The following is a 23,888-nucleotide window of genomic DNA, read 5'->3' on the forward strand; positions in this document are numbered from 1 at the left end:
TCCGAGTTGCGGCCCAACCACGACTCAACAAAAAGTTAACAGCGCCCCACCGAAAACCGAACTGGCCTGTCGCGGGCCGGAAAGTACACGGCATGCACCGTTCCGACACATGGAGTTCACCCCCTGTACCGCCACCGGAAAGTTGCGCAGCCGGGCCGCCCCCTAGCCTTTCTGGCGTGCCAAAGCTTTCCGTGATCGTGCCGTTCTACAACGTGCAGCAATACGCCCCGGACAACCTCAGAAGCCTTCGCGCGAATGCCCGGCCCGACTTCGAGTTCATCCTGGTCGACGACAAATCGAAGGATGAAACACCGGCCATTCTCGAACGCGCGGCCGAGGAGCTTTCCGAGGTCGCACAGGTGCGCTGTATCCACCGCGAGGAAAACGGAGGTCTCGCCACCGCGCGCAACACCGGACTCGATGTGGCGACCGGCGAGTACCTGGTCTTCCTGGACGGTGACGACTGGATCGCCCCCGGCTATCTGAGCGAGCTGGTCGCGGCCATCGAGGACCTGGGCTGCGACTTCGTGCGCACCGACCACGTCCAGGCCACCGCGCGGGCCCGCTCCGTGCACCGGGTGCCGGTCGGGCTGCGGGGCGAGGTGCTGAACCCGCGCGAGGCGATCCTGCCCGCCGACCGCACCACCTCGGTGGACTACGCCTACGCCTGGGCCGGCGCCTTCCACCGGCGGCTGCTCGACAAGGGCCTGCTGCACTTCACCGACGGGCTGCGCACCGCCGAGGACCGGCCCTGGATCTGGAAGCTGCACCGCGAGGCGGAGTCCTTCGCCGTGGTCAGCCTGCTCGGAGTGTTCTACCGGCGCGGGGTCGCCGGGTCGCTCACCCAGATCGGTGACGTCCGCCAGCTGGACTTCATCCGCGCCTTCGACCAGGTCGTCGGGGAGACCGCCGCGGACCGCGACGCGGACCGGCTGCTTCCGAAGGCGGTGCGCACCTACTGCGCGATCATCGCCCACCATCTGTCGGAGATCGACAAGTTCGAGCCCTCGGTGGCCAAGCAGCTGCGCGCGATGAGCGCGGCGGCGATAAAGCGGATGCCACAGGACGCGCTCGGCGACGTGCTCGACACCATGGACCTGCGCCGCGCCTCGACGCTGCGGCGGCTGCGGCGCCGGGTCACCACAGCGAAGGCGGCCGCCTGATGTCCCGTACCACCCAGATCTTCTGCGTCTCCACGCTGTACGGCGCCGCCACCCTGGCCGCCGCGATCGAGTCGGACTGCTTCGAGGCGGCGGACCGGCGGATCCTGCTGGTGTTCAACAACGCCATGACGCCGGAGACCACGTCGGCGGTCGACGAGATGCCGGGCTTCGGGCCGCTGCGCGAGCACTTCGACGACGTGATCTCCTTCAACGAGGCGATCCACCCCTTCCACCCGGGCGCCTGGCAGCCCCGCGCCGACGACCTGCCGCTGTTCGAGCGCTATCTGCGGCTGCTGTGGGGCCTGGGCGAGGACCGGGTCGAGCTGGTCGTGGAGTCCATCCAGGTCAGCCCCGCGCTCACGGTGGCGCAGATCTTCACCGGCGCGCCGGTCCACGTCTACGCCGACGGCCTGATGAGCTACGGCCCCACCCGCAACAAGCTCGACCCGCTGGTCGGCACCCGGGTGCGGCGGCTGCTCCACCTGGACCTGGTGCCGGGCCTCGTGCCGCTGCTGCTGACCGAGTTCGACGTGCCGCCGCAGGTGGTGCCGACCCAGGCGTTCCTGAAGGTGCTGAGCCGCCTCACCGGCGCCGTCCCGGAGCTGCCCGAGGTGCCGTCGGGTGCGGCGCTGCTGCTCGGCCAGTATCTGTCCGCGCTGAAGATCCTCTCCCCGAGCGAGGAGGAGGACCTGCATGTGCGGATGATGCGGGGCGCGGTGGCGCGCGGACATCGCACCATCGTCTTCAAGCCGCACCCGACCGCCCCGGCGAGCTACAGCCGCGCGCTGGAGACCGAGGCCGAGAAGCTGGGCGTGGCGCTGACCGTGCTGGACACGCCGGTCCTCGCGGAGGTGCTGTTCGAGAAGGCCGCGCCCGCGCTGGTGGTCGGCTGCTTCTCGACCGCGCTGTTCACGGCGGCCGCGTTCTACGGCCTGCCGGTCGCCCGGATCGGCACCGAGCCGCTGCTGGACCGGCTCACGCCGTACCAGAACAGCAACCGGGTGCCGGTGACGCTGGCCGACGCGCTGCTCCCGCCGCTGGAGGGCGAGGCGGCCACGCTCGACGAGGGTCTGCCGGCCGGGCTGGTCACCGCCGTCGGCTTCACCATGCAGCCGCAGATCCAGGCGGGCCTGCGTCCGGCGGCCGAGCGGTTCCTCGCCGCGCACTACGGCCCGGGCATCCAGCGCTACTTCAAGCGCAAGCGGCTCACCTCGCTGGGCCTGCCGGGCGGCATTCCCGAGCGGCTGTCGTTCCTGCCGAACAACGCGACCGCGCGCCGGGTGGTGCGCCGGGCGCGGGCGCTGAAGAAGGTGGTTCGCCGATAGGTTGAATCAGAGGTGAACAGCGGGACAAGGACAGAGAAACGACGGTGAGCAACCGGTTTACTCCCTTGATTCCATGGTGAGACGGCGTGGCGGTCCCTAGGATCGGGACGCCGTCCCACCGACCCCGTGAGGCACTCATGACGAAGCTCGGCCGGCTCTATCCGATGCTCGACAGCGTCAAGCTGCCGGACAACCTGCCCTACACCCAGGTGAGCACCTGGGAGCTGCAGTTCCTGTACCTGGTCGGCCGGCACGTCCTCACGGGTGACGACCGGATCGTCGAGCTGGGCTCCGGCGGCGGCGGATCGACGTACGCGCTCGCCCTGGGCCTGCACGAGTCGCCGGTGTTCGACGAGAAGACGGGACGGCTGCACGCCTACGACTTCTTCCGCGTCGGCAAGGGCACCTTCGCCACCGAGAAGTTCTTCACCGGCGGAGCCGCGCCCGAGGGAGACAACTCCTTCCTCAACGACTTCAAGAGCAGGCTGGAGCCGTTCCTGCCGTTCCTGGAGATCCACGCCGGGGACCTGTGGCAGACCTCCGACCCGGAGGACCACTCCCCCGTCGAGTTCCTGCACATCGACATAGCCAAGACGGCCCGCGTCTTCCGCTGTGTCTCCGAGCGGTTCCTGACCCGGCTGCGGCCGGGTTCCGTCGTCCTGCACCAGGACTTCGCGGGCCCGCGGCTGCCGTGGCTGCACTACAGCACCGGCGCCCTGCTGCCGTACATCGAGATCGCCGGGCCGCCCATCCGCTCCACCCTCGCCTTCGAGGTCACCAAGCCGATCCCCGAGCAGGTGCTGACCGCCATCAGCGAGGACTCGTTCCCGTACGAGAGGAAGCTGGAGCTGATCTCGGCCGTGCAGGAGCGGATCGACCGCGACCACACCGGCGGGATCCCGTTCCGTTCGGTGCTGGAGCTGGCCAAGGCGTACGTCGCCCACTACGACGGCCGGCACCGGCAGGCCTGGTCGATCGCGCGGCGGCTGACCGGCGACGAGTACCTCGGCCGCACCCGCGCCGACCACTTCAAGCAGCTCAGGACGGCGTACGACAAGGAGGGCTCGCGCCTGGCCAAGCTGGTGCGCAAGGCCGTCGGACGGTGAGACGAGCCCCCACCGCGGTGGGGGCTCATCCCTTTGTCAGCTCCCCAGGATGGTCCGCAGCTCCGCCGCGTTCGCCTGCGTGATCTTCCACAGCTCCTGCTGCCGGCCGTGCACGTCGGCCACCGTCCTGTCGTGGTCGGCGAGCAGGTCGCGCGACCGCTCCACGAGGATCGCCGCGAGGTTGCGGTCGTGGACGGAGACGCCCCACTCGGGCCGCTCGATGTCGCGCAGGAAGTACGCCATCTTCGGGTGCGAGATCAGGCTGATGATGGGCGTGCCGCAGCCGAACGGGATCATGCCCGCGTGGCCGCGCATGCCGATGACCAGCTTCGTGCGCGCGTACAGGTCGCGGATCTCGTCGTTCTCGAAGTCGTACATCGGGATGACCGGCAGCGAGATGCCGTGTTCGCGCCGCAGGTCGAAGGCGATCCGCTCGTCGTCGAGGGAGTGCGCGACGCACTGGACCTCGCCGAGGTCGCCGAGTTCGCGTACGGCCTTGGCCATCTGCGCCAGGAAGTAGCCGTAGTCGTGGCCGAAGCGCAGGCCCGCGCGGTCGTAGGCGGCGTTGATCAGAATGGTGTCGTCGCGGGTCGCCGGGTCCCGCCAGTTCGCGACCAGCTGCCGGGTGACCGTGGTCGGGCAGGGCTGGAAGCGCACCTTGTCGTGCAGGTGGGCCGGGAGCATCGCGCGGACCTTCTCGATCGAGCCGTGGTTGCGCAGCCCGAAGAAGGCGGACTTCTCCACCAGCTTGCGCAGCGACTCGCGGAACCGGTTGGCCCGGTAGGACTGGCCGTCGAAGGCGTTGAAGCCGACGGCGTACACCGCGATCGGCACGTCGATGCGCTCCAGCAGCTCGTCCGGGACGTTCCACTGCCAGGCGCTGTTGCCGTTGGGCATGGTGTCCGGGATGAACAGACCGCCGCCGCCGATGACCAGGCCGCGCCGGGCGTTGACCCGCTCCAGGGCGGCCTCGTCGAACAGCCGGTGGGCGTGGACGGAGTGCCAGCGGCGGCCGGTGGTGTCCGGGTCGAAGGCGAGCCGCACGGACTCCGGGAGCAGCTTGTCGCCCGCGTTGCCCTGCCGGTCCATGTAGAAGGCGACGTGCGCCAGCTGCTCGGCGGGGCTGCCCTGCTGCTGGCTGGGCACGCCGATCGCGCGCTGGTGCCAGATGCGGCTGGCCCGGTGGGTGGGGTCGACAGTGAGGCCCTGGAGGGCGTACTTCTGCGCGGTCGCGTCGTCGCCGTGCACCCAGGCGATCTGGGCGAGCCGGGCGAAGGCGGTGGCGGCGCGGTTGGGCGCGGAGGTGGCGAGCAGCAGCTGGGCGCGGGCCTCCTCGTAGCGCGAGACGCTCATCAGGGCGTGCCCGTACACCTCGTGCGGCCAGGCCTCGTCGACGGGGATGTGGACGCGCTCCATGATGTCGACGGCGGCCTGGTAGTCGCCGGCGCCGATGTGCGCGAGGGCCACCTTGCGGGCGGTGTCGACGTCGCCGGTGCGCTCCACGTGCGGGGTGCCGAAGTGGACCAGCAGGTCGCGGTGCGGGGAGCCGCCGCGGGACAGGAAGGCGGCGTGCAGCTCGGCGTCGCTCATCTGGTACTCGCGCCAGCGCTCCTGCGCCTGCTCGTAGCCGGACTCGCCGCCCTGCCAGGGCTTGTGGCGGCCGGTGAAGTGCAGGATCGCGGTGTCGTCGGGGACCGGGAGGTCGCCGGAGAGGCGGCGCTTGACGAAGTTGTACCTCGCGTCGAGGCGGACGAAGTCGCCGTCGAGGAGGGCGTTGAGGATGCCCTGGTCGTGCTTGTCGAGCTCGTAGGCGCCGGAGCGGCCGATCTCGTCGACGCGGGCGCAGAACTCGTCGGTCAGGAACTCCTTCTGGATGACGAGCAGGCCGCTGTTGAGCTTGTGCTGGCCGTAGAAGAACTGCGGTACGGCGGCCAGTCCCTCGCGCAGGGAGAGCAGTTCGGCGATCGAGCCGAGGACCACCATGTCGGTGTCCAGGGTGATGACCGTGTCGTAGTCGCGGATCCTGAACACGTCGAGGATGAAGTACGCCTTGCGGACCAGGTAGTTGTCCTGGTCGCCCTTGACGTAGGAGTCGTAGTGGTCGGCGTCGACGCGGCGGAAGGTCACCCGCGGGTGCAGTGCGCGGATCTTCGCGACGGAGGCGGGGCGCAGGTCGTCGTGGAGGACGATGAAGTCCTCGCAGACGCCCGGGTTGGTGAGGGCGAGGGAGCGCAGCAGGACGAGGAAGCCGGGCAGGTAGTTCTCGTCGACGAAGCTGGCGAAGGCGATACGGCGCTTGCCGGTGAGGGCGCGGGCGTCGGTGGCCGGAGCGGCGGTGGCGGGCCCGGCGGACGGTATGGCGGCGGATACAGGGGTCATCTCAGGGAAATCCTCATGCCGGAGACGCTCTGGGCCCGTTCCATGACCCACGCCTTCTCGCTGGTGTACTCGTGCACGGATGTGATGGGCATCTTCATCGCCTCGGCGATGCGGTAGGCGCCGCTCTCGTAGAAGTCGAAGCCGATCAGGTCGAGGACCGGGCTGACGTCCAGGAAGTCGAGCAGGAAGAGCATGTTGAAGCCGGAGGTGGGGATGGCCGGCCAGCGGTCGGTGCCCCACTTGCCGATGTTGCGCACCGGCCAGCGCAGCGACTCGTCGCCGAGGTACTTCTGCGCGCCCGGCACCAGGCGGTTGCGCAGGGAGTACTTCCAGTCGCCGGAGATGCCGCCGAAGACCAGGCGGGTGTCCACGGGCTGGTCCCAGTTGAAGCCGTGCTTGTGGATGGTGACGTGGATGTCGGTCCGCTTGCCGGTGTGCGCCGGGTCGATCTTGTACGAGTTGAAGCGGACGACCAGGTCGTAGCCGTCGATCTCGGCGCCCATGCCGCTCTCGCCGACCTTGCCGGAGTTGGCGATCAGGCAGATCGACTTGCCGGCGATCCGGTTGCGGAACTCGCCCAGGCTGATCCACTGCACCCCGCCGAAGAGCGGGTCGGGCAGCGGGCCGCGCATCCGGTTGCGGCGCTGCTCGGCGAAGAGGGCGATGGCCTCGGTCAGTTCGGGGGTGGGGCGGGGCTGGGCTCCGGTGCACAGGTCCAGGTAGTGGCTGAGCGCCTCCTGGAACTCCTGCTCCGGGGCCTCGGCGCGGTCGAGCGCGACCAGGGCGCCGACCAGCAGGGCCTGGGCCCGCTCCCAGTCGCCGTCGGCGTGTGCGGCGAGGCCGTCGGCCCAGACGTCGGTCGCGGGGCCGTCGGCGTGACGGGCGGCGTCCGGGACGGTGCGCTGGAGCAGGGCGAGCAGGTCGGCGCGGTGCTGCGTCGCGGTGCGCAGTCCGGCGACCTTGGCGCGGACGCCGAAGCCGTCCTCCTGGGTCAGGGCGAGGTAGCGCTCGAAGGCCTCGACGGCGGCGGCCGGGCGGCCCATCGCCTCCAGCAGCCGGCCGCGCAGCCGCCAGCCGGCGCGGGAGTTCTTGCGCTGGGTCAGCACGGTGTCGCTGATGAGCAGGGCGAGGTTCAGTTCGTCGTCGTAGCCGCAGTCGAGGGACTTGTTGCCGACCGCGAGGAGGGCGTCGAGCAGGTCGTTGCTCAGTCCGCCGCCGGCGACCGCCTTGGCGCCGCGGCGGATCAGGCCGGTCGCGCCGCCGGTGGCGGCGGGCTGCGGCTGCTCCTGCGCCCACAGGGCGAGCAGCTTGCGGAGCTGTTCGGCCAGCGCGATCCGGCGGTTGTCGAGGCTGCCGACGAGCTTGCCGCTGTGCACGGCGCAGGCCCGCAGGCAGTCCTCCAGCTCGGCCGGGGTGACCTGGGCGGTGGGCGGTCCCCCGTCGGTGGGCGCGGATGCCAGGTCCCCCGATCGGGGACGTGACCATCTGCTGCGAACCCTCGTCATGGTGCTCCTGCTGGAAAAGGAAAGGGCAAGAATCTGCCAAGGAAAGTGGGGAAGGTTTGAGAACGTTAAGAAACCAAGGCGAAGTCCAGGTGAACCGATCGGGACGCATGGGCAAATCGTGTTTCCGTCGAACGGAATTGCTAGGAAGCGCCGCCTAGGGTGGCGCTGTGCTCGAAACGGTCGTCAGCCCATCGCAGCCCGCCCCCACGGCTCTTGAGAAACCGCGCGTCGCCGGGGCGGGCCGGTTGCGCGCGCTGGACGGGCTGCGGCTGGTGGCCGCGCTGATGGTGGCGCTGTATCACTACGGCGGCCGGGGTGGCGAGATCACCGAGGCGTGGGGTTCCTCGCCGAAACAGCAATTCCCCACCCTGCACGAGTGGTTCGCCTACGGCTGTCTCGGCGTCCAGATCTTCTTCGTGATCAGCGGATTCGTCATCTGCATGAGCGGCTGGGGACGTCCGCTGCGCTCCTTCTTCGCCTCCCGCGCGGCCCGGCTGATGCCCTCGTACTGGGTGGCCGTGGTGCTGGTGACGGCGGTGTTCGCGCTGCCGGGCGTGGCGTTCGCGGCGGTCTCGCCGAGCGACGCGCTGCTGAACCTGACGCTGCTTCAGCAGCCGCTGGGCGCCGACCGGGTGCTCGGGGTGTGCTGGACGCTGTGGGTGGAGATCCGCTTCTACGCGCTGTTCGCCCTGTGTGTCGTGCTGCCTGGCGCGAGCCGGCGGCGGGTGGTGCTGTTCTGCGCGGTGTGGACACTGGCGGCGGCGATCGCCGAGGCCGCCGACGAGCCGCTGCTCGACCTGGTGCTGATGCCCGAGTACGCGCCGTTCTTCATCGGCGGCATCGGCCTGTACCTGCTGCACCGCGACCGGCGGGACGCGCTCGCGTGGGGCATCGTCGCGGTGAGCTGGCTGACCGGGCAGCACTACGCGGTGGCGAGCCTGTGGCACAGCCCCGGCCCCGGCCACTTCTCCTACCGCTCGGCCTCCGTCATCATCCTGATCGTCACCCTCGGCTTCCTCGCCGTGCTGGCGGTCGCGCTGGGCTGGCTGCGCCGGGCGGACTGGCCGTGGCTGACCACCGCGGGCGCGCTGACGTACCCCTTCTACCTCGTCCACGAGCATCTGGGCTGGGTGGCCGTCGAGGTCTTCCACCAGGAGCTGGCGCTGCCGTCCTGGCTGACGCTGGGAGCCACGCTGGTCGCGATGCTGGCGCTGGCGCGGCTGTTCAACCGGTACGTGGAGGACTGGGCGACACCACGGCTGCGACGGGCGCTGGGCTGACGGCGGGGGCCTGACCGGTTCTGACGGCGGGCGGGATCCGGTCAGCGCAGGGTCGCCGCCACGCCCTCGATGATCGCGCGCAGGCCGGTCTCGAAGCCCTGGTCGCGGTGCTGGAAGAACTCGCGGCCGCCGGCGGCGGCGAGCGGGTAGGCGGCGAGGCGTTCGTCGCGGGCGTCGAGGTCGTAGCCCTCGCCGCCGGCGGCCGGGTCGGGGCCCATCGCCTGTTCCTCGATGACGTAGCCGAGGGTGTAGCTGTACGCGGTGAACCAGGCGCGGGCGGCGGCCGCCGGGGTGAAGCCCGCCTCCGTGAGCATCCGCAGGTTGGCCTCCATCGGCTCGGCGTACGACAGGTCGGTGAAGCGCGTGCCCGCGTAGACCTTGGCGCCGTCGCGGTAGCGCAGGAGGTGGGCGCGCAGTCCGCTCATCCGGCGCAGGAAGGTCTCCCGCCAGTCGCCGCCGTCGGACGGTTCGGGTCCGGCGGTCAGCTCGGCGGTCATCCGGCGCATCATCTCCGTCGCCATCTCGTCGAGCAGCGCCTGCTTGTCCTTGAAGTGCCAGTAGAGCGCGGGGGCCTTGACGTCCAGTTCCCTGGCGATGGCGCGCAGGGTCAGGCCCTCCAGGCCGACCTCGTCGAGCAGCCTGAGGGCGGCGTCCGCCACGCGGCGGCGGTCGAGGGGGGCTCGTCGTTCCGTGCTCACGGGAGCCAACTTATCGCGCCGCGCGGGGCTCCCCGCTTGACAACTTAACGACGTTAAGGAGACGCTCTCCGGCGACGGCACTTAACATCGTTAAGGATAGGCCCATGACCACTGCGCACACGGACGTCCTGATCGTCGGCGCCGGACCCACCGGGCTCACCCTGGGCATCGACCTGGCCCGGCGCGGCACCGACGCGCTCCTCGTCGAGCGGGCGGACGGGCTGTTCCCCGGCTCCCGGGGCAAGGGCATCCAGCCCCGCACCCTGGAGGTCTTCGACGACCTCGGCGTCCTCGACGCGATCCTCGCGGCGGGCGGGAGCTACCCCGTCGGGGCGATCTGGCAGGACGGCGCCAAGGTGGGCGAGCACCGGATGTTCGACCCGGCGGAGGCGACGGAGGACTCGCCCCACGCCGAGCCGTGGATGGTCCCGCAGTGGCGGACCCAGGAGATCCTGCGGGACCGGCTCGCCGCGCTGGGCGGGCGGGTGGCGTTCGGCCGGGAGGTGGTGGGGATCGCCCAGGACGGGGAGGGGGTCACCGCCCGCTTCGCCGACGGGTCCGCCGTACGCGCCCGGTACGTCGTCGCCGCCGACGGCGGGCGGTCCGCCGTGCGCGCGGCGCTCGGCATCGGCATGACCGGCGAGACCGTCGACCCGCAGCCCCTGCTGGTCGCCGACCTGCGCATCCGCGGACTGGACCGCGAGAACTGGCACATCTTCCCGCCGCGCGACGAGGACGGCGGCTTCCTCGCGCTCTGCCCGCTCGCCGGCACCGACGACTTCCAGCTGGTCGCGCAGTTCCCGGAGGGCACCGACGTGGACCTCTCCCCCGACGCCGTCCGCAAGGTCGTCGCCGACCGCTCCCACCTCGCCGCCGAGGACGTCACCGAGGTGCGCTGGGCGTCCGGCTTCCGGGCCCGGGCCGCCCTCGCCGACCGGTTCCGGGCCGGGCGGGTCTTCCTCGCCGGGGACGCGGCGCACGTCCACTCGCCGGCCGGCGGACAGGGCCTCAACACCAGCGTCCAGGACGCCTACAACCTGGGCTGGAAGCTCGCCGCGGTGCTGGACGGGCAGGCACCGGAGGCACTGCTCGACTCCTACGAGGAGGAGCGGCGGGCGGTCGCCGCCGACATGCTCGGCCTGTCGACCGGCGTCCACCGCGGCGAGGTGCGGCGCGGCGCGGCGACCCGCCAGCTCGGCCTCGGCTACCGCGACGGCTCGCTCAGCGTGGAGCGCCGGAGCGGCCTCGCCGAGAGGGCACTGCGCGCCGGGGACCGCGCGCCCGACGGCACCGTGGGCGGCGTACGGCTGTTCGACGCCTTCCGGGGGCCGCACTGGACGCTGCTCACCGTGGGCACAGACGCCGAGGTGCCCTCCCTCGGGGTGCCCGCCGTACGGATCCCCGCGTACGAGCCGTACGGCACCGGTGTGTTCCTGGTGCGGCCCGACGGTTACGTCGGCTGGGCGGGGGACACCGCGGCCGGGTTGAGGGAGTACGCGGCGCGGGTGGGCGCGGCCCGGTAGCGGGGTGCCGGAGTGGGACGGTCAGTCGTCGCCGTCGAGGAGGGTGTCGACGGAGAGGTCGAGGGTGACGCCGACGGATTCGGGGACGGGGACGGTCTCGCCGGGCTTGTAGCGGAGAGGGTCGGGGTATTTGCCGTCGGCCGGGTTCTGGTAGAGGAGGACCTCGTTGTGTCGACGGTCAGCTACGAGGTAGACGGGAATGCCAGCCTCCGCGTAGAGCTCGACCTTCATGGCTGTGTCGTCCGCCCAGTTGGAGGAGGTCACTTCGAGCACCATGCGGAAGACATGCGGGGCGTAGCAGTTCTTCCTGACGAGCGCGTGCGAAATATCGGCCTCGACGACGGACAAGTCCGGAATCGCGTAATCCGCTGGCCCCGTCGGCAGCCACAGGCCGATACCGGGGCGAACCTTGACACCTGCCTCCTTCGCCCCGGCCTGCCGGATCTCACAACCGATTTCGAACACCGCTCCCTGGTGCGGTTCATCCGGCGGCGGCGACACGATGATGCTCCCTCGAAGGATCTCCACGCGGTGTCCGGGCAGCCAGTTGGAGACACGGTCGGCAGCTTCGGCGATCGTCATCTCGCGCTCTATCACAGCCACGGCAACCTCCTTTCAGGAGCACTCTTCACGAGAGTAGCGGGGAACGGGGCGTCTCCGCCGCTGATCACTCATACGGAGTAAGCGACCAGCTCAGAAGGCATCGCTCGGCACGTAAGTCCCCCAAACCTCACGCAGCGCGTTGCACACCTCACCCACAGTCGCCCGAGCCTTCAGCGCGTCCTTCATCGGATACAGGACGTTGTCCTCACCCTCGGCCGCCTTCTTCAGAGCCGCCAGCGCCGAGTCCACCGCCGCCTGGTCGCGCTCGGCCCGCAGCTTCGCGAGCCGTTCCGCCTGCTGAGCCTCGATGGCCGGGTCCACGCGCAGCGGCTCGTACGGCTCCTCCTCGTCGAGCTGGAAGCGGTTGACGCCGACCACGACCCGCTCGCCGGCGTCGGTCTCCTGGGCGATCCGGTAGGCGTTGCGCTCGATCTCGTTCTTCTGGAAGCCGCGCTCGATGGCCGACACCGCGCCGCCGAGGTCCTCGACCTTGCTCATCAGCTCGACCGCCGCCGCCTCGACGTCGTCGGTCATCTTCTCGATGACGTACGAGCCCGCGAAGGGGTCCACGGTCGCCGTGACGTCCGTCTCGTAGGCCAGCACCTGCTGGGTGCGCAGGGCGAGCCGCGCCGACTTGTCCGTCGGCAGGGCGATGGCCTCGTCGAAGGAGTTGGTGTGCAGGGACTGGGTGCCGCCGAGCACCGCCGCGAGGCCCTGGACGGCGACGCGGACCAGGTTGACCTCGGGCTGCTGGGCCGTCAGCTGCACGCCGGCCGTCTGGGTGTGGAAGCGCAGCATCAGGGACTTGGGGTTCTTCGCGCCGAACTCCTCCTTCATCACCCGGGCCCAGATGCGGCGCGCGGCGCGGAACTTGGCGACCTCCTCCAGGATCGTCGTACGGGCGACGAAGAAGAAGGACAGGCGGGGGGCGAAGTCGTCGACGTCCATGCCGGCCGCGACCGCCGTGCGGACGTACTCGATGCCGTCGGCGAGGGTGAAGGCGATCTCCTGCGCGGGGGACGCGCCCGCCTCCGCCATGTGGTAGCCGGAGATCGAGATCGTGTTCCACTTCGGGATCTCGGCCTTGCAGTACTTGAAGATGTCGGCGATCAGGCGCAGGGAGGGCTTCGGCGGGAAGATGTACGTCCCGCGCGCGATGTACTCCTTCAGCACGTCGTTCTGGATCGTGCCGGTGAGCTTGTCCGCGCTGACGCCCTGCTCCTCGGCGACCAGTTGGTAGAGGAGCAGGAGGAGGGCCGCCGGGGCGTTGATCGTCATCGACGTCGACACCTTGTCCAGCGGGATCCCGCCGAACAGCACCCGCATGTCGTCGACCGAGTCGATGGCGACACCCACCTTGCCGACCTCGCCGTGCGCGATCGGCGCGTCGGAGTCGTGGCCCATCTGCGTCGGCAGGTCGAAGGCGACCGACAGGCCCATGGTGCCGTTGGCGATCAGCTGCTTGTAGCGGGCGTTGGACTCCGTGGCCGTGCCGAAACCGGCGTACTGGCGCATGGTCCAGGGACGGCCGGTGTACATGGTCGGGTAGACGCCGCGGGTGAACGGGTACGCGCCGGGCTCGCCCAGCTTCTCGGCGGGGTCCCAGCCTTCCAGGGCGTCCGGTCCGTAGACCGGCTCGATGGGCAGTCCGGACTCCGACTCGCGCGCCATGGTGTTGCCTCCCGCCGAGCGCTTCCGCGCTCTGATCGCCAGTTGCTCGATTGCCAGTTACTCGCCAGTACGTATCGACCCTCGCGACGGACTGTAGCGGCGGCCGGTGCGCCGGGTGGAGGGCCCCACGCTGGGACCTTCCTCACAACGATGCCGCGCCGTTCGCAACCCGTCACGTGCGGGGAACATCTCAGGTGACGGAGGCGCCGTGTCAGCGGCGCGGGCGGGAGACGGGGGGCTGTCATGCGGACGACGGGCGGGGGACGGGCGATCGCCGCGCTGGCGGCGCTGCTGACGGTCTGCGGCTGCACGGCACAGGCGGTGGACGCGGACGGCGAGCCGCGCGGGCCGGTGCGCATCGAGGTCACGAGCACGGCGCCGGCCACGGCCCCGGCCGCTCCGAAGCCCTCCGCCACAGAGGACGACACCGCGGCGGACGGCGTCACGGCGGACGACAAGCCGAGTCCGCCCCCTCCTCCCCCGGTCCTGTGGTCCCGCGGCGACACCGGCCGTGACGTCCGCGAACTCCAGGCCCGGCTGCGGCAGGTCGCCTGGCTGTTCGACGGGCCCACCGGGACGTACGACGACCTGACCGAGCAGGCCGTCAAGGGCTTCCAGGGCAAGCGCGGACTGCCCCGGACCGGCGAGACGGACACCGTCACCTGGCAGCGGCTGCTGGGGATGACCCGGGAGCCCGGGCAGTGGGAGCTGTATCTGATGGGCGGCCAGCCCGCCGACGCGCCCGATCCGCGCTGTCTGACCGGCCGGGTGCTCTGCATAAGCAAGTCGAGCCGGACCCTGCGCTGGATGATCGACGGACGGACGGTGACCACACTGCCGGTCCGCTTCGGCTCGGAGTACACCCCGACCCGCGAGGGCGAGTTCCAGGTCTACTGGAAGTCCCGCCACCACCACTCCACGCTGTACGACTCGCCGATGCCGTACGCGATGTTCTTCAGCGGCGGTCAGGCGGTGCACTACTCGGCGGACTTTGCCGCGCGCGGTTACGCGGGCGCCTCGCACGGCTGTGTCAACGTCCGGGACGAGGCGGCGATCGCGGAGCTGTTCCCTCAGGTGCGGACCGGCGACAGGGTCGTCGTCCACTGGTGAGAACGGGGAGAGCCGGGAGAGCGGTGATTGCGGGGCGCGGGCGGGACCGGGGGAACGTGTCCCGCCCGCGCCGTGTGCACGAGCCGTGGGTACGGGGGGAACCCCGGCTCCGTGCGACGGCCGATGACCAGTCGGCTCACTCTGTACTGCGCCACGGCGGCCGAAAACGTCACACCCTCGCGAAAAAAAGTTGAGCCGGAGACAAAAGCGCAGGTCAGCGGGGTCTTTTACGGCGGGCGGGTCAGCGGGTGGTGTACGGCGGGGTGAGCGAGGGCTGCGGCTCCGGGGACAGGCGGCCCTGGCGGTCCGAACCGACGGGGCCGGCTATGCCGTGGCCGTCGTGGTCGCTCCTGCCGCCGTTGCCCTTGCCCTCATCGCCCTTGCCTGCGTCGCCCTGGCCGTCGTCGTCGTTGCCCTTGCCGTCGGCGTCGTTGCCGCCGCCGTTGGCGTTGTCGCCCTTGCCCTGGCTCTGTTCGGAGCCGGTGGACCCGGCGAGCGAACCGCCGGTGGATCCGGCGAGGGACCCGCCGCTGGATCCGCTGTTGGAGCCGCCGGTGGCGCCCCGCAGCACGCTCTCGCAGTACCGGCTCACCCGGGAGGAGCCACCCGCCACGCCCTCCAGGGCGCGTCGGCGGTCGGCGTCCAGGCTGCGGCCGTCGCGTACGGCCCGGCAGGACGAGGCGATCTCGTTCCACGAGCGGCCCGTACCGGTGGACGGAGTGGTCCGGTCCCCGGGGTCCCGGCCGGCCTCGGTGCCCCGCTCGGCCGTCTCCCGCGACGGCGTGCCGGCGCCGGGCGCGGCGGGGCCGCCGGCGCCGCCGTGGGTGCCGTCCGGGGACGGCGTGATGAGCGGGCGGTCCGGGGTCGCGGCGGCGGACACCGAGGCGGCGGGGCCCGGTTCGGTGTCGTCGAACGGCGTCGGCAGCACTCCGGTTCCGGCGGCGAAGGCGACCCCGCCGACCATGCCGACGGCCAGCGCGGCGGCCAGTCCGAGGCGCAGCGGGCGGTGCCGGCGCGGGCGGCGGGCGTCCGTCGCGCCGGCGCCCGCGCGGGCGCCGATGCGGAACAGCCCGGCGTCGGCCGGGCGGGTGCGGAGGGGGTCGGCGAGTGCCGCGCGGGTCTCGTCCCGCTCCGCGCGCGCCTTGCGGAAGGCGGCCAGCGCGGCGGCCTCGCCGGGGAGTTCCTCGCTGGTCAGCGGCGGTGTCTCGGAGAGCGCGCCGAGCGCTTCGGCGAGCCGTTCGGCCTGGCCGCGAGCGGCGGCGCCGACAGCGTCCGGTGACTCCCCGCGCAGCAAACGCTCCGCCGTCTCACGGTCCAGCCACCTGTACTGCTCGTCGGCCATCACATGTCCTTCTGCGTCCGCGGGCGCGTATGCGTCACACTCGCGGACGTCACCGCGCGGCGGCGCGGTTCTCGCGGGGGCGGCACGGCGTCGAGCACCCCGGCGGATTCCGGATCGCCGCCCGGCTCGCCGAGCAGTTCGGCCAGCCGCTTCAGGCCGCGGTGCGCCGCCGTGCGGACCGCGCCGGCCCGCTTGCCGAGCGTCTCGGCGGCGGTCTTGGCGTCCAGCCCGACGACCACGCGGAGCACGACGGCCTCGGCCTGGTCCTGCGGCAGCCGGGCTATCAGGGACAGGGTGCGGTCGGTGGCCAGCGCCTCGATGGCCTCGCCCGCGGTGTCGGACTCGGCGGCCTTGCCCGTCAGTTCGGTCTCGTCGCCGCCGATGGCGGGGCGGCGGCCGCGCATGCGTATGTGGTCCAGGGCGCGGTTGCGGGCGATCCGGGCGGCCCAGCCGCGGAAGCGGTCCGCGTCGCCGCTGAACCGGTCGAGATCCCGGGCTATCTGGAGCCAGGCCTCGGACGCCACGTCCTCGGCGTCGGGCTCGCCGACCAGCGTCCGTATGTATCCGAGCAGCCGCGGGTGCACCGCGCGGTACACAGTACGGAACGCGGTCTCGTCCCCGTCCTGTGCCGCCAGCACCGCTGCCGTCAACTCGGCGTCGTCCCCCAGCACCGCACTCCCTCTGCGCCTCACCGGCGCCGCTCTCGCGCGGGCGTCTGCCACATTCGCTCTGTCTTCCACCTGTCCGCGGTCCGGTGCGAATGGCACGTTACGACCTGAAACCGCTCCCCGTCCATGTCCATAGAAGATGCAACTAACTCGTGACGCGACGGGTGTGCGCGGGCGTGGACGCGGGGGTGTGACACAAAACGCATCCGCGGCGCTGTAGGAAGTACGGGTCGCCGCGCGGCCCGTGCCGCGCGACGGCCGGGGCCTCTCCTGTGGGGGGTGGCGGCCCCGGCCGTTGCCTTGGCAGCGTCTGCGGGGCCGGCGGATGTGACGAGACACACGCCGCGAACGGTCCGGTTCACGTGCTCCTCGGTCCGGCTTCTCGCTTCCGGTTCCTCAGTCCCTGTTCTTCCCGGGCGCCTTGTCCGGCCTGCGCTCCTGGCCCTGGCTGCCGGGATCCGTCGGCCGGGCCGCGGGGGTGGTGGCCGCAGCGCCCGGTCCGGCCGGGTCCGGCAGGTTCGTCCGACCGCTGGTCTGCTGCCGCGCGCAGTACTCGGCGACCTTCTCCGCACCGCCCGCCGCCGCGATCAGCCGCTCCCAGGCCGTCGCCGCCATGGCGTTGCCGCGGCCCTGCACCTGCTCGTAGGCGCGGCAGTGGGCCTCGGTGTCCGCCGCGGTGAACGGGCGGTCCGGGCGCGCCTCGCCAGTGCCGGGCGCCGGGGCGGTGGGCCGCTCGGTCGGCTGGGCGGGCGCGCCGTCGGCCGGGGCGGCACTGCGGCGGTCGCCGGGGGAGTCCTCCGGGGCGGGTCCTGCCGAGCCGATCGCCGCGACCGCGACACCACCCAGCGCGAGGCTCACCGTGAACAGGGAGAGCGCGGCCTTCACCGACCGCGCGAGTCCGCGCTGCCCGCGGGGCCGCCAGTCGTCCCGACGCCGGGTGCGCGCCTGATGCGCCCCCGCGTCCCGAGCCGCCCGGAAGGCGGCCACGGCCCGCGACTCACCCTCGCCGCCGACCCGCTCCTCCCGCATCGCGGCGACGAGCAGCGCCTGAACCCCGGCTTCGTCGATCGCCCCCGGCGGGAGGGAAGTTGCGGTCGCGTCGGGGCGGGCGAAGCCCGCGGGGCGCGGCCGGCCGGAGGCGGGCGCGGCGGGGCGGCCAGAAGCAAGCGCGTCCGGGCGGGCGGAGGCAGGCGCGTCCGGGTGGCCGGAAGCGGGCGCGTCCGGGCGGCTGGAAGCGGGCGCGTCGGGCCGGCCGGAGGCAGGCGTGCCGAGGCGGCCAGAAGCAAGCGCGTCCGAGCGGCCGGAAGCGGGCGCGTCCGGGCGGGCGGAGGCAGGCGGGGCAGAGCCGGCGGGGGCGGTGGAGCCGACGGAGGCGTTCGCGTCGGAACCGGTGGAAGCCGCGGTGTCGGACCCTCCCGCGGTCCTCGGGGCAGGGTGGGCATGCCGGGGGTCGGGCGGGCCGTCGTTGCTCAGCCGTTCCGCCATGTCCGCTTCCTGTTCTGTCCGACCACTGCCGTCCGCCCGGCCGGGTCTGTCGCCCTCGCCGTCGTCGTCACTGTTCATTTCGGTGTTCGTTTCCGGCGTTCTCGTCGACGTCCTCCGTCGACGTTCATGTCGACTCCCCCAGCGTCCCGGGGCCGCCATCCGTCACACCCCGGTCGCCCAGCTGCCGGGCCAGCCGTCTGAGTCCGCGGTACGCGGCGGTGCGCACGGCGCCGGGGCGCTTGCCGAGGACGCGGGCGGCGGCGGGGCCGTCGAGTCCGACGACGACCCGCAGCAGCACCGCCTCGGCCTGGTCCCGGGGCAGTGCGCGGACCAGGGCCAGGGCCTGCCCGGTGGAGATGGACTCCAGGGCCTGGTCGTGGGTGGTGTGCGGGCCGGGCAGGTCCAGGACGTCCTGCTCCAGGGCCGACGACCGGGGCCGTACCTTCTGCCGGCGCAGATGGTCCAGCGCCCGGTGGCGGGCGATGGTGGCCGTCCAGCCCCGGAAGCCCGCCCCGTCCCCCTTGAACCGTCCCAGGTCCCGGGCGATCTCCAGCCAGGCGTCGGAGGCCACGTCCTCGGCGTCGTCGCCGACCAGTCCCCGCAGATAGCCGAGCAGCCCCGGCTGCACCAGCCGGTAGGCGACCGCGAAGGCGGCCTCGTCACCGTCCTGGGCCCGCGAGACGGCCGCACCCAGTTCCCCGTCGTACGCCTGCGCGCGGCGGGGTTCCCCTCCCTGGCCCAAGAACTGTCCTCGCCCTTAACCGGTCTGTGGCGGATCCGCAGCGGGGGGACACGACCGCCCTTGCCCACCTCCCCCATGGTCATCTGCGCCGGGGCTCACAGAAATGTCACAGCGGGTCAGCGGCCCCTGCCTTCTCACGCCACCGCCCTGCGCGCGCGTCCGTGGAGTGTCAGATAGAAGGTCTGCAGGGACTCCTCGGGGCTCCCGGAGTCGAAGCGGTTGTGGACCTTGCCGAGCGGGTTCCAGATCCGGCCGTCCGGCATGCGGACGCCGACCGGCTGCCCGAAGTAGGTGCACTGGTGGGCGTCGAAGTCCACCCACACCGCGCCCGCGCGGCGCACCAGCACCTCGCCGACGTACGCGCCGAGCCCGAACAGCGTCTCGCCCACCCGCTCCCGTTCGGCTCCGCCCTTGCGCAGCCCGTCGATGAGGAAGTCGACCACCCGCAGGCTGGCCACGGAGAAGTCCAGCGGCAGCCGGTTGCGGGCGGTGACGTGTGCCACGAAGGCGGTGGTGTACGGGCGCATCTCTCTCGCGCACGGCCTTCTGCTGGTGTCCGCCCCGTCCATGAGCCCGTCCCTTCGCTCAAGTGGGAGAGGCCCCTCCGGCTCTCCGGATGACCAAGCGGACAGCCCCTCACGAACATCACTGCTCACGGACGTGTCCATTCGCACACAGGCAAATCACAGATCCCGTACAACCTTCTGGCCACTTGAGCGTCGTTGGTGACATGTGCGAAGACCCGGTGACGTTTCGCGGGCTCCGAGCGCTGAGTGAGTGTTGCCTGTGTGACAGGTGTGACAGGCGTGATACGACCGTGTCCCTTTTCCAGAGGTGGGGAAGTTGAGTCCTCGCAAGGCCCATGCGTACAAACCGCTCAGTCTGAAAAGACGGGCGTGGCTGACGGTCGGAGCCGTCGTGCTGAGCGGCGCCGGCATCGTCACGTACGCGATGGCCGAACCGTCCGAGCCGTCCGACGACAAGGCCCAGGTCCGCGAACCGGCCATCCACACACTGAAGTTGAAGGACCGCGGCGCCGGCCGCAAGGGCCTGGACCGGCGCGGCACCGAGCAGTTCAGCGCGGTGGTGCTGACCTGGAACGACCCCGAGGCGCAGGCCAAGGGCACGCCCCAGGTGCGGACCCGGGACGCGGAGACCGGCACGTGGTCCGCCTGGCAGAAGGTGCTCGTCGAGCCGCCGCAGGCCGACGGCGCCGAGGGTGAGCGCGCAGCGCTGCGCGGCGGCACCGAGTCGGTGTGGACCGGCGCCTCCGACGGCGTCGAGGTGCGCATCGTGAACGCCGACGGCACCGAGGCGACCGGCCAGCCCGCCGGCATGGACATCAAGCTGCTCGACCCGGGCACCGACCCGGAGGGCGGCCTGGAGCCGGCCGCGTTCGCCGCGGAGACGACCACGCCGACGCCTTCCCCGACGCCCACCGAGACGGTGACCGGTTCGCCGACCCCGAGCGCCACCGAGACGGCGACCGGCTCCCCGACGCCGACCGGTTCCCCCAGCACGTCCGCTTCCCCGACGGCGTCCCCCTCCCCCACCCCCACCTCCACGGTCCCGGCGCCCCGACCCTCCACGGTCGTCAAGCCGCCGATCATCACGCAGGCCGAGTGGGGCGCGTCCACGGACTACGACGGCACGCCGAGCTACGGCACCGAGATCAAGGCCGCCGTCATCCACCACACCGGCATCGACGCCGACAACACCATCTCGTGCGCCGAGTCCGCGGCCCGGCTGCGCTCCATCCAGCAGGCGCACTTCAGCCAGGGCTACTTCGACATCGGCTACAACTTCGTCGTCGACAAGTGCGGCCAGATCTTCGAGGGCCGCAGCGGCGGCATGGACCTGCCGGTGGTCGGCGCGCACGACGCCGGGTTCAACACCAACACGGTCGGCATCTCGTACATCGGCAACTTCGAGAAGGCCAAGCCCAGCCGGGCCGGGATGGACGCGATCGCGCGGGTCGTCGCCTGGAAGTTCGGCATGTACGGCATCGACCCGGCCGGCAAGGTCACGCTGACCTCCGGCGCGCCGCTGAACTACAGCGGCAACAAGGTCCCGCAGGGGGAGCAGATCACCCTGCCGCGGGTCTTCGGGCACCTGGACACCAACGCGACCGCCTGCCCCGGCGTCTCCCTCTACGGCAAGCTCGGCTTCATCCGCACGCTCGCCAAGACCCCGGGCATCTCGCACGCCCTGGCCACCTCCGACTACAACCGGGACGGCATCTCCGACCTGGTCACCGGCGTGCCCAAGGCGAACACCGTGAAGGTGGTCCCGGGCGGCCTCAACGGCCCCGACACCGCCGCCAAGCTGACGCTCACCCAGAACAGCCCCGGCGTCCCCGGCTCCTCCGAGACCGGTGACGGCTTCGGCGCCGCCACCGCCTGGGGCGACGTCAACGGCGACGGTCACGCCGACCTCGCGATCGGCTCCCCCGGCGAGGACGACACCAGCGGCAACGCCGACCGCGGCCAGGTCACGGTGATGTACGGCCCGGCGCTCACCACCGGCTTCGGCTACACCACGTCCGGAGTCACCGCGGCCGGCGCCAAGCTCGGCTCCACGGTCACCGTCGGCGACTTCAACGGTGACGGCAAGGCGGACGTGTTCTCGGCCGGCACCGGCAAGGGCGGCCACTACAACGTCCGGCACACCGGCGGCGCCACGAAGACCGGCGCCCTCACCACCGCCACCGGCGCGCTCTCCTACCTGGACGCCGCGACCGGAGACTTCAACCTCGACGGCTACGCGGACGTCGCCCTGAACTACCGCGACACCGGCGGCATCGGCCGGGTCGTCCGGTTCGCGGGCTCCGCCTCCGGCCTCACCAAGGTCGGCGTCATCTCCGTCAAGGGCGGCCGGTCCATCGCGGCCGGTGACGTGAACGGCAACGGCTACGACGACATCGTCATCGGCCAGCCCGTCGCCGCCGAGTCCGGCGCCATCTCCGGCGGCCAGATCACCATGGTCCCCGGCACCTCGACCGGCTTCACCACCACCGGCATGACCGTCATCCACCAGGACTCCGCCTCCGTCCCCGGCGGCAACGAGTCCGGCGACGCGTTCGGCACCTGGGTCTCGGTCGGCGACTTCAACGCCGACGGCTACCTGGACGCCCTCGCCGGCGCCCCCGGCGAGGACCTGGCCCGCAGCGGCGTCAACTACGCCAACGCGGGCAACGCGATCCTGGTGAGGGGCAGCGCCTCCGGCCTGACCGGCTCCGGCTCCATCGCCGTCTCGCAGGACACCACCGACATCCCCGGCTCCGCCGAGAAGGACGACCGCTTCGGCTCGTCCGTCACCCTGACGGACCTGTCCGGCTACGGCCGCGCCGACCTCACCTTCGGCGCCGACGGCGAGGACGGCACGGACGGCATCCTGCTCCACCTGCCGAGCAACAGCACCGGCCTCGGCTACGCGGACTCGGTCATCTACAGCAAGACCACCCTGGGCACGCCCACCGACGCCCGCCTGGGCCAGACGCTGACGCCGTAACACCGCACGTCGGACGTCGTACGACGGCCGGGGTCCCGTCCGCGGGGCCCCGGCCGTTCCGCGTGGACGCTAACGGCAGGGCGCTGTCGCGTCCCGGCACAGCAGGCGCAGCGAGCCGTCGCCCGCGAAGCAGCGGCGGGCCTCGTCGATGGGGTCCCACAGCCGGCCGTCCGGGGTGCGCACCCAGTGGTCGCCGCCGCTCGCCCACCACTCCGCGCCGGTCTGCCGGACGATCACCTCACCGGCGTACGCCCCGAAACCGCGCAGCACCGACTCCACGGCGGGGTACGGGGTGTCCTCGCGGCGCAGTTCGTCGATGAACCGGTCGACGCGCCACAGGCTCTGCGCCGAGTAGTCGAGGCGCATCCGCGCCCCCTCCCGCATCGCCGCGACCGCGTCCGCCGCCCACCGCGCCGGCTTGGTCGCGGCGGAGGGCCTGATCTCCTGCTGTGTCGTCGTCACATGGGGAAGAGCGCGCCGGGCCGGAGATCCGTCACGCGCATGCGGCGGCTTCTCGCAACCGGCGCAGGACCGCCCCATCCGACCGCAGGACGGTCACAGGATTCTCGCTCCGACGTGGGTTTACGCGTGCCGCGCCCGGCGCGACACCACCGCTCGCAGCACCCGGCGTCCCTCGGTGGAGACGTCCAGCGCGCGGCGCAGGCCGCCGGTGCCGTGTTCGGCGAGGAGTTCGAGAACGGTGACCTGGCGGCGCAGTTCGGCGGCGACGAGCGGGGACATGCCGTCCGTACGGCCGGTGCGCCGGGACTCGACCGAGTCCGCGTCCTCGGCGGGGTCGAGCAGCCGGTGGACCTGGAGGGCGGCGACGGAGCAGGCGTCGGCCCACACCCGCGCCTCGGGAGCCGACCGGATGGCCGGGGCGGCGGCCAGCATCCGCCGGACGAGCAGGGCGGCCTCGTCCTCGACGTCCTCGGCGTCCATGACGTCCGCGACGCCCAGCTCGGCGCGCACCCGCTCCAGCAGTCCGCCCCACGCGCCGGCGTCGCCGCCGTCCACGAGGTTCGCCCACAGCGGGCGCAGCACCTCGTCGTCACCGCCGAGCAGCGGCACGCACCGATCCAAACAAGCCAGTCCGCTGACGGCCAGTCCGCGTTCGTCGGCCTGTGCGATCAGTTCCACCAGGCTCATCCACGTTCTCCCTGTCCGGGCCTGTACCGAGGCCTGCTGAGGCCTGCCTGGGCGCCGACCTTAACGGAGCCCGCACTTCCCCTTACTGCGTGCGACCGCCGAGTTCTGTCACAGGGGGACGACGCCGAGCCGGTCGAGGAGGAGGAAGAGAAGCTTTTCGGCCACAGGGTCGGGATCGGCGGTGAGGACGTCGTACAGCGGCTCCGCGGGGACCGTGTGCCCGGCCTCCGCCGCCCAGGCGACGGCCCGTTCGGCGGCGTCGCGGGGTGGCAGGAAGTAGTCCTCCAGGGTCAGCCCCTCGTTGGCGGCGCCGAGATACCGGGCCGTGGCCGCCCGCGCCAGACAGGTCGTCCACACCCCGCTCTCCTCGCCCGCCGCCTCCACGACCACGCATGCGCTGTCCATCACGTACCCGAAGAGCGCGGGCGCCCCGGTCTCGCGGGCCAGCGCGCTCATCCCGGTGATCTCGCCGTCCGCGCTCGGCCACTCCCACACCTGCCAGCCGCCCGGCGCCGTACGGTGCGGCCGCAGCCCCTCCATCCCCGCCAGCGCCGTCAGCCCGTCCAGCGGCCGCTCCGCGCGGCCCACGACGAAGTACCCCCAGTAGCCCATCTCCAGCCGCCCCCCGT

General features: G+C 71.9%; 20 protein-coding genes. 7 read left to right on the forward strand and 13 right to left on the reverse strand.

The genetic code is table 11. From position 1 onward, the window contains the following. The first annotated feature begins 176 nt into the window (after positions 1-176). The 3 genes from ACZ42A_RS08405 (at position 177) to ACZ42A_RS08415 (ending at position 3,594) form a co-directional block, all read left to right on the forward strand. On the forward strand, positions 177-1,163 hold the full coding sequence (locus ACZ42A_RS08405) for a glycosyltransferase family 2 protein (protein WP_468526401.1): 987 nt from the start codon (positions 177-179) through the stop codon (positions 1,161-1,163). Next, positions 1,163-2,488 (forward strand): alpha-2,8-polysialyltransferase family protein, encoded by a 1,326-nt coding sequence (locus ACZ42A_RS08410; RefSeq protein WP_468526402.1) that lies wholly within the window; start codon positions 1,163-1,165, stop codon positions 2,486-2,488. The genes ACZ42A_RS08405 and ACZ42A_RS08410 overlap by 1 nt, the downstream gene beginning before the upstream one ends. A gap of 137 nt (positions 2,489-2,625) precedes the next feature. Next, entirely contained in the window at positions 2,626-3,594 is a 969-nt protein-coding gene (locus ACZ42A_RS08415; RefSeq protein ID WP_468526403.1) for an O-methyltransferase, read from the forward strand. A 36-nt stretch (positions 3,595-3,630) separates the two neighbouring features. Here ACZ42A_RS08415 and ACZ42A_RS08420 read toward each other — a convergent pair whose 3' ends face one another. Continuing rightward, positions 3,631-5,973, reverse strand: coding sequence for a glycosyltransferase (locus ACZ42A_RS08420; RefSeq protein ID WP_468526404.1), 2,343 nt, complete (start codon positions 5,971-5,973; stop codon positions 3,631-3,633). Continuing rightward, entirely contained in the window at positions 5,970-7,478 is a 1,509-nt protein-coding gene (locus ACZ42A_RS08425) for a tetratricopeptide repeat protein (RefSeq protein WP_468526405.1), read from the reverse strand. Before ACZ42A_RS08425 ends, ACZ42A_RS08420 begins: the two co-directional genes overlap by 4 nt. 167 nt (positions 7,479-7,645) lie before the next feature. On the opposite strand from ACZ42A_RS08425, the gene ACZ42A_RS08430 reads away from it, so the two are divergent. Continuing rightward, the gene (locus ACZ42A_RS08430; protein ID WP_468526406.1) at positions 7,646-8,758 is read left to right on the forward strand and encodes an acyltransferase family protein; all 1,113 of its coding nucleotides are present in this window, start codon (positions 7,646-7,648) and stop codon (positions 8,756-8,758) included. 41 nt (positions 8,759-8,799) lie between these two features. Here ACZ42A_RS08430 and ACZ42A_RS08435 read toward each other — a convergent pair whose 3' ends face one another. Then, a complete protein-coding gene (locus ACZ42A_RS08435) occupies positions 8,800-9,456 on the reverse strand; it encodes a TetR/AcrR family transcriptional regulator C-terminal domain-containing protein (protein WP_468526407.1) in 657 nt (218 codons plus the stop codon). A 104-nt stretch (positions 9,457-9,560) separates the two neighbouring features. On the opposite strand from ACZ42A_RS08435, the gene ACZ42A_RS08440 reads away from it, so the two are divergent. Beyond that, the gene (locus ACZ42A_RS08440; protein WP_468526408.1) at positions 9,561-10,979 is read left to right on the forward strand and encodes an FAD-dependent oxidoreductase; all 1,419 of its coding nucleotides are present in this window, start codon (positions 9,561-9,563) and stop codon (positions 10,977-10,979) included. 21 nt (positions 10,980-11,000) lie between these two features. On the opposite strand, the gene ACZ42A_RS08445 is transcribed toward ACZ42A_RS08440, so the two are convergent. Together ACZ42A_RS08445 and ACZ42A_RS08450 are read right to left on the reverse strand one after the other, a co-directional pair. Beyond that, positions 11,001-11,582, reverse strand: a complete 582-nt coding sequence (locus tag ACZ42A_RS08445; RefSeq protein WP_468526409.1) for a Uma2 family endonuclease — start codon at positions 11,580-11,582, stop codon at positions 11,001-11,003. 90 nt (positions 11,583-11,672) lie between these two features. Next, positions 11,673-13,253, reverse strand: coding sequence for an acyl-CoA mutase large subunit family protein (locus ACZ42A_RS08450; protein ID WP_468526410.1), 1,581 nt, complete (start codon positions 13,251-13,253; stop codon positions 11,673-11,675). A gap of 243 nt (positions 13,254-13,496) precedes the next feature. On the opposite strand from ACZ42A_RS08450, the gene ACZ42A_RS08455 reads away from it, so the two are divergent. After that, positions 13,497-14,363, forward strand: coding sequence for a L,D-transpeptidase family protein (locus tag ACZ42A_RS08455; protein WP_468526411.1), 867 nt, complete (start codon positions 13,497-13,499; stop codon positions 14,361-14,363). 241 nt (positions 14,364-14,604) lie between these two features. On the opposite strand, the gene ACZ42A_RS08460 is transcribed toward ACZ42A_RS08455, so the two are convergent. The 5 genes from ACZ42A_RS08460 to ACZ42A_RS08480 form a co-directional block, all read right to left on the reverse strand. Continuing rightward, a complete protein-coding gene (locus ACZ42A_RS08460) occupies positions 14,605-15,705 on the reverse strand; it encodes a hypothetical protein (RefSeq protein WP_468526412.1) in 1,101 nt (366 codons plus the stop codon). Further along, complete coding sequence (locus tag ACZ42A_RS08465; protein WP_468526413.1) at positions 15,705-16,376, reverse strand: RNA polymerase sigma factor; 672 nt, start codon at positions 16,374-16,376, stop codon at positions 15,705-15,707. The genes ACZ42A_RS08460 and ACZ42A_RS08465 overlap by 1 nt, the downstream gene beginning before the upstream one ends. A gap of 393 nt (positions 16,377-16,769) precedes the next feature. Then, positions 16,770-17,858 (reverse strand): DNA polymerase III subunit gamma/tau domain-containing protein, encoded by a 1,089-nt coding sequence (locus tag ACZ42A_RS08470; protein WP_468526414.1) that lies wholly within the window; start codon positions 17,856-17,858, stop codon positions 16,770-16,772. 124 nt (positions 17,859-17,982) lie between these two features. Then, the gene (locus ACZ42A_RS08475) at positions 17,983-18,600 is read right to left on the reverse strand and encodes an RNA polymerase sigma factor (RefSeq protein WP_468526415.1); all 618 of its coding nucleotides are present in this window, start codon (positions 18,598-18,600) and stop codon (positions 17,983-17,985) included. A gap of 134 nt (positions 18,601-18,734) precedes the next feature. Beyond that, positions 18,735-19,169, reverse strand: coding sequence for a hypothetical protein (locus ACZ42A_RS08480; RefSeq protein ID WP_468526416.1), 435 nt, complete (start codon positions 19,167-19,169; stop codon positions 18,735-18,737). Between the two features lie 274 nt (positions 19,170-19,443). Here ACZ42A_RS08480 and ACZ42A_RS08485 point away from each other — a divergent pair, with 274 nt between their 5' ends. Continuing rightward, entirely contained in the window at positions 19,444-22,110 is a 2,667-nt protein-coding gene (locus tag ACZ42A_RS08485) for an FG-GAP-like repeat-containing protein (protein WP_468526417.1), read from the forward strand. A 69-nt stretch (positions 22,111-22,179) separates the two neighbouring features. On the opposite strand, the gene ACZ42A_RS08490 is transcribed toward ACZ42A_RS08485, so the two are convergent. From ACZ42A_RS08490 to ACZ42A_RS08500, 3 genes are all read right to left on the reverse strand, one after another. Beyond that, positions 22,180-22,650 (reverse strand): hypothetical protein, encoded by a 471-nt coding sequence (locus ACZ42A_RS08490; RefSeq protein WP_468526418.1) that lies wholly within the window; start codon positions 22,648-22,650, stop codon positions 22,180-22,182. A 42-nt stretch (positions 22,651-22,692) separates the two neighbouring features. Beyond that, complete coding sequence (locus ACZ42A_RS08495) at positions 22,693-23,259, reverse strand: hypothetical protein (protein ID WP_468526419.1); 567 nt, start codon at positions 23,257-23,259, stop codon at positions 22,693-22,695. Positions 23,260-23,367: 108 nt separating this feature from the next. Beyond that, positions 23,368-23,871, reverse strand: coding sequence for a hypothetical protein (locus ACZ42A_RS08500; RefSeq protein WP_468526420.1), 504 nt, complete (start codon positions 23,869-23,871; stop codon positions 23,368-23,370). Positions 23,872-23,888: the final 17 nt, after the last annotated feature.

It is taken from the genome of Streptomyces sp. NPDC030838 (assembly GCF_055572035.1).

Coding starts and splice junctions, on each gene's coding strand:
- ACZ42A_RS08440 (WP_468526408.1), top strand. CDS start 9,561: ATGACCACTGCGCACACGGACGTCCTGATCGTCGGCGCCGGACCCACC.
- ACZ42A_RS08410 (WP_468526402.1), top strand. CDS start 1,163: ATGTCCCGTACCACCCAGATCTTCTGCGTCTCCACGCTGTACGGCGCC.
- ACZ42A_RS08455 (WP_468526411.1), top strand. CDS start 13,497: ATGCGGACGACGGGCGGGGGACGGGCGATCGCCGCGCTGGCGGCGCTG.
- ACZ42A_RS08450 (WP_468526410.1), bottom strand. CDS start 13,253: ATGGCGCGCGAGTCGGAGTCCGGACTGCCCATCGAGCCGGTCTACGGA.
- ACZ42A_RS08495 (WP_468526419.1), bottom strand. CDS start 23,259: ATGAGCCTGGTGGAACTGATCGCACAGGCCGACGAACGCGGACTGGCC.
- ACZ42A_RS08460 (WP_468526412.1), bottom strand. CDS start 15,705: ATGGCCGACGAGCAGTACAGGTGGCTGGACCGTGAGACGGCGGAGCGT.
- ACZ42A_RS08480 (WP_468526416.1), bottom strand. CDS start 19,169: ATGGACGGGGCGGACACCAGCAGAAGGCCGTGCGCGAGAGAGATGCGC.
- ACZ42A_RS08425 (WP_468526405.1), bottom strand. CDS start 7,478: ATGACGAGGGTTCGCAGCAGATGGTCACGTCCCCGATCGGGGGACCTG.
- ACZ42A_RS08500 (WP_468526420.1), bottom strand. CDS start 23,871: ATGGGCTACTGGGGGTACTTCGTCGTGGGCCGCGCGGAGCGGCCGCTG.
- ACZ42A_RS08470 (WP_468526414.1), bottom strand. CDS start 17,858: ATGGCGGAACGGCTGAGCAACGACGGCCCGCCCGACCCCCGGCATGCC.
- ACZ42A_RS08420 (WP_468526404.1), bottom strand. CDS start 5,973: ATGACCCCTGTATCCGCCGCCATACCGTCCGCCGGGCCCGCCACCGCC.
- ACZ42A_RS08415 (WP_468526403.1), top strand. CDS start 2,626: ATGACGAAGCTCGGCCGGCTCTATCCGATGCTCGACAGCGTCAAGCTG.
- ACZ42A_RS08490 (WP_468526418.1), bottom strand. CDS start 22,650: ATGGGGCGGTCCTGCGCCGGTTGCGAGAAGCCGCCGCATGCGCGTGAC.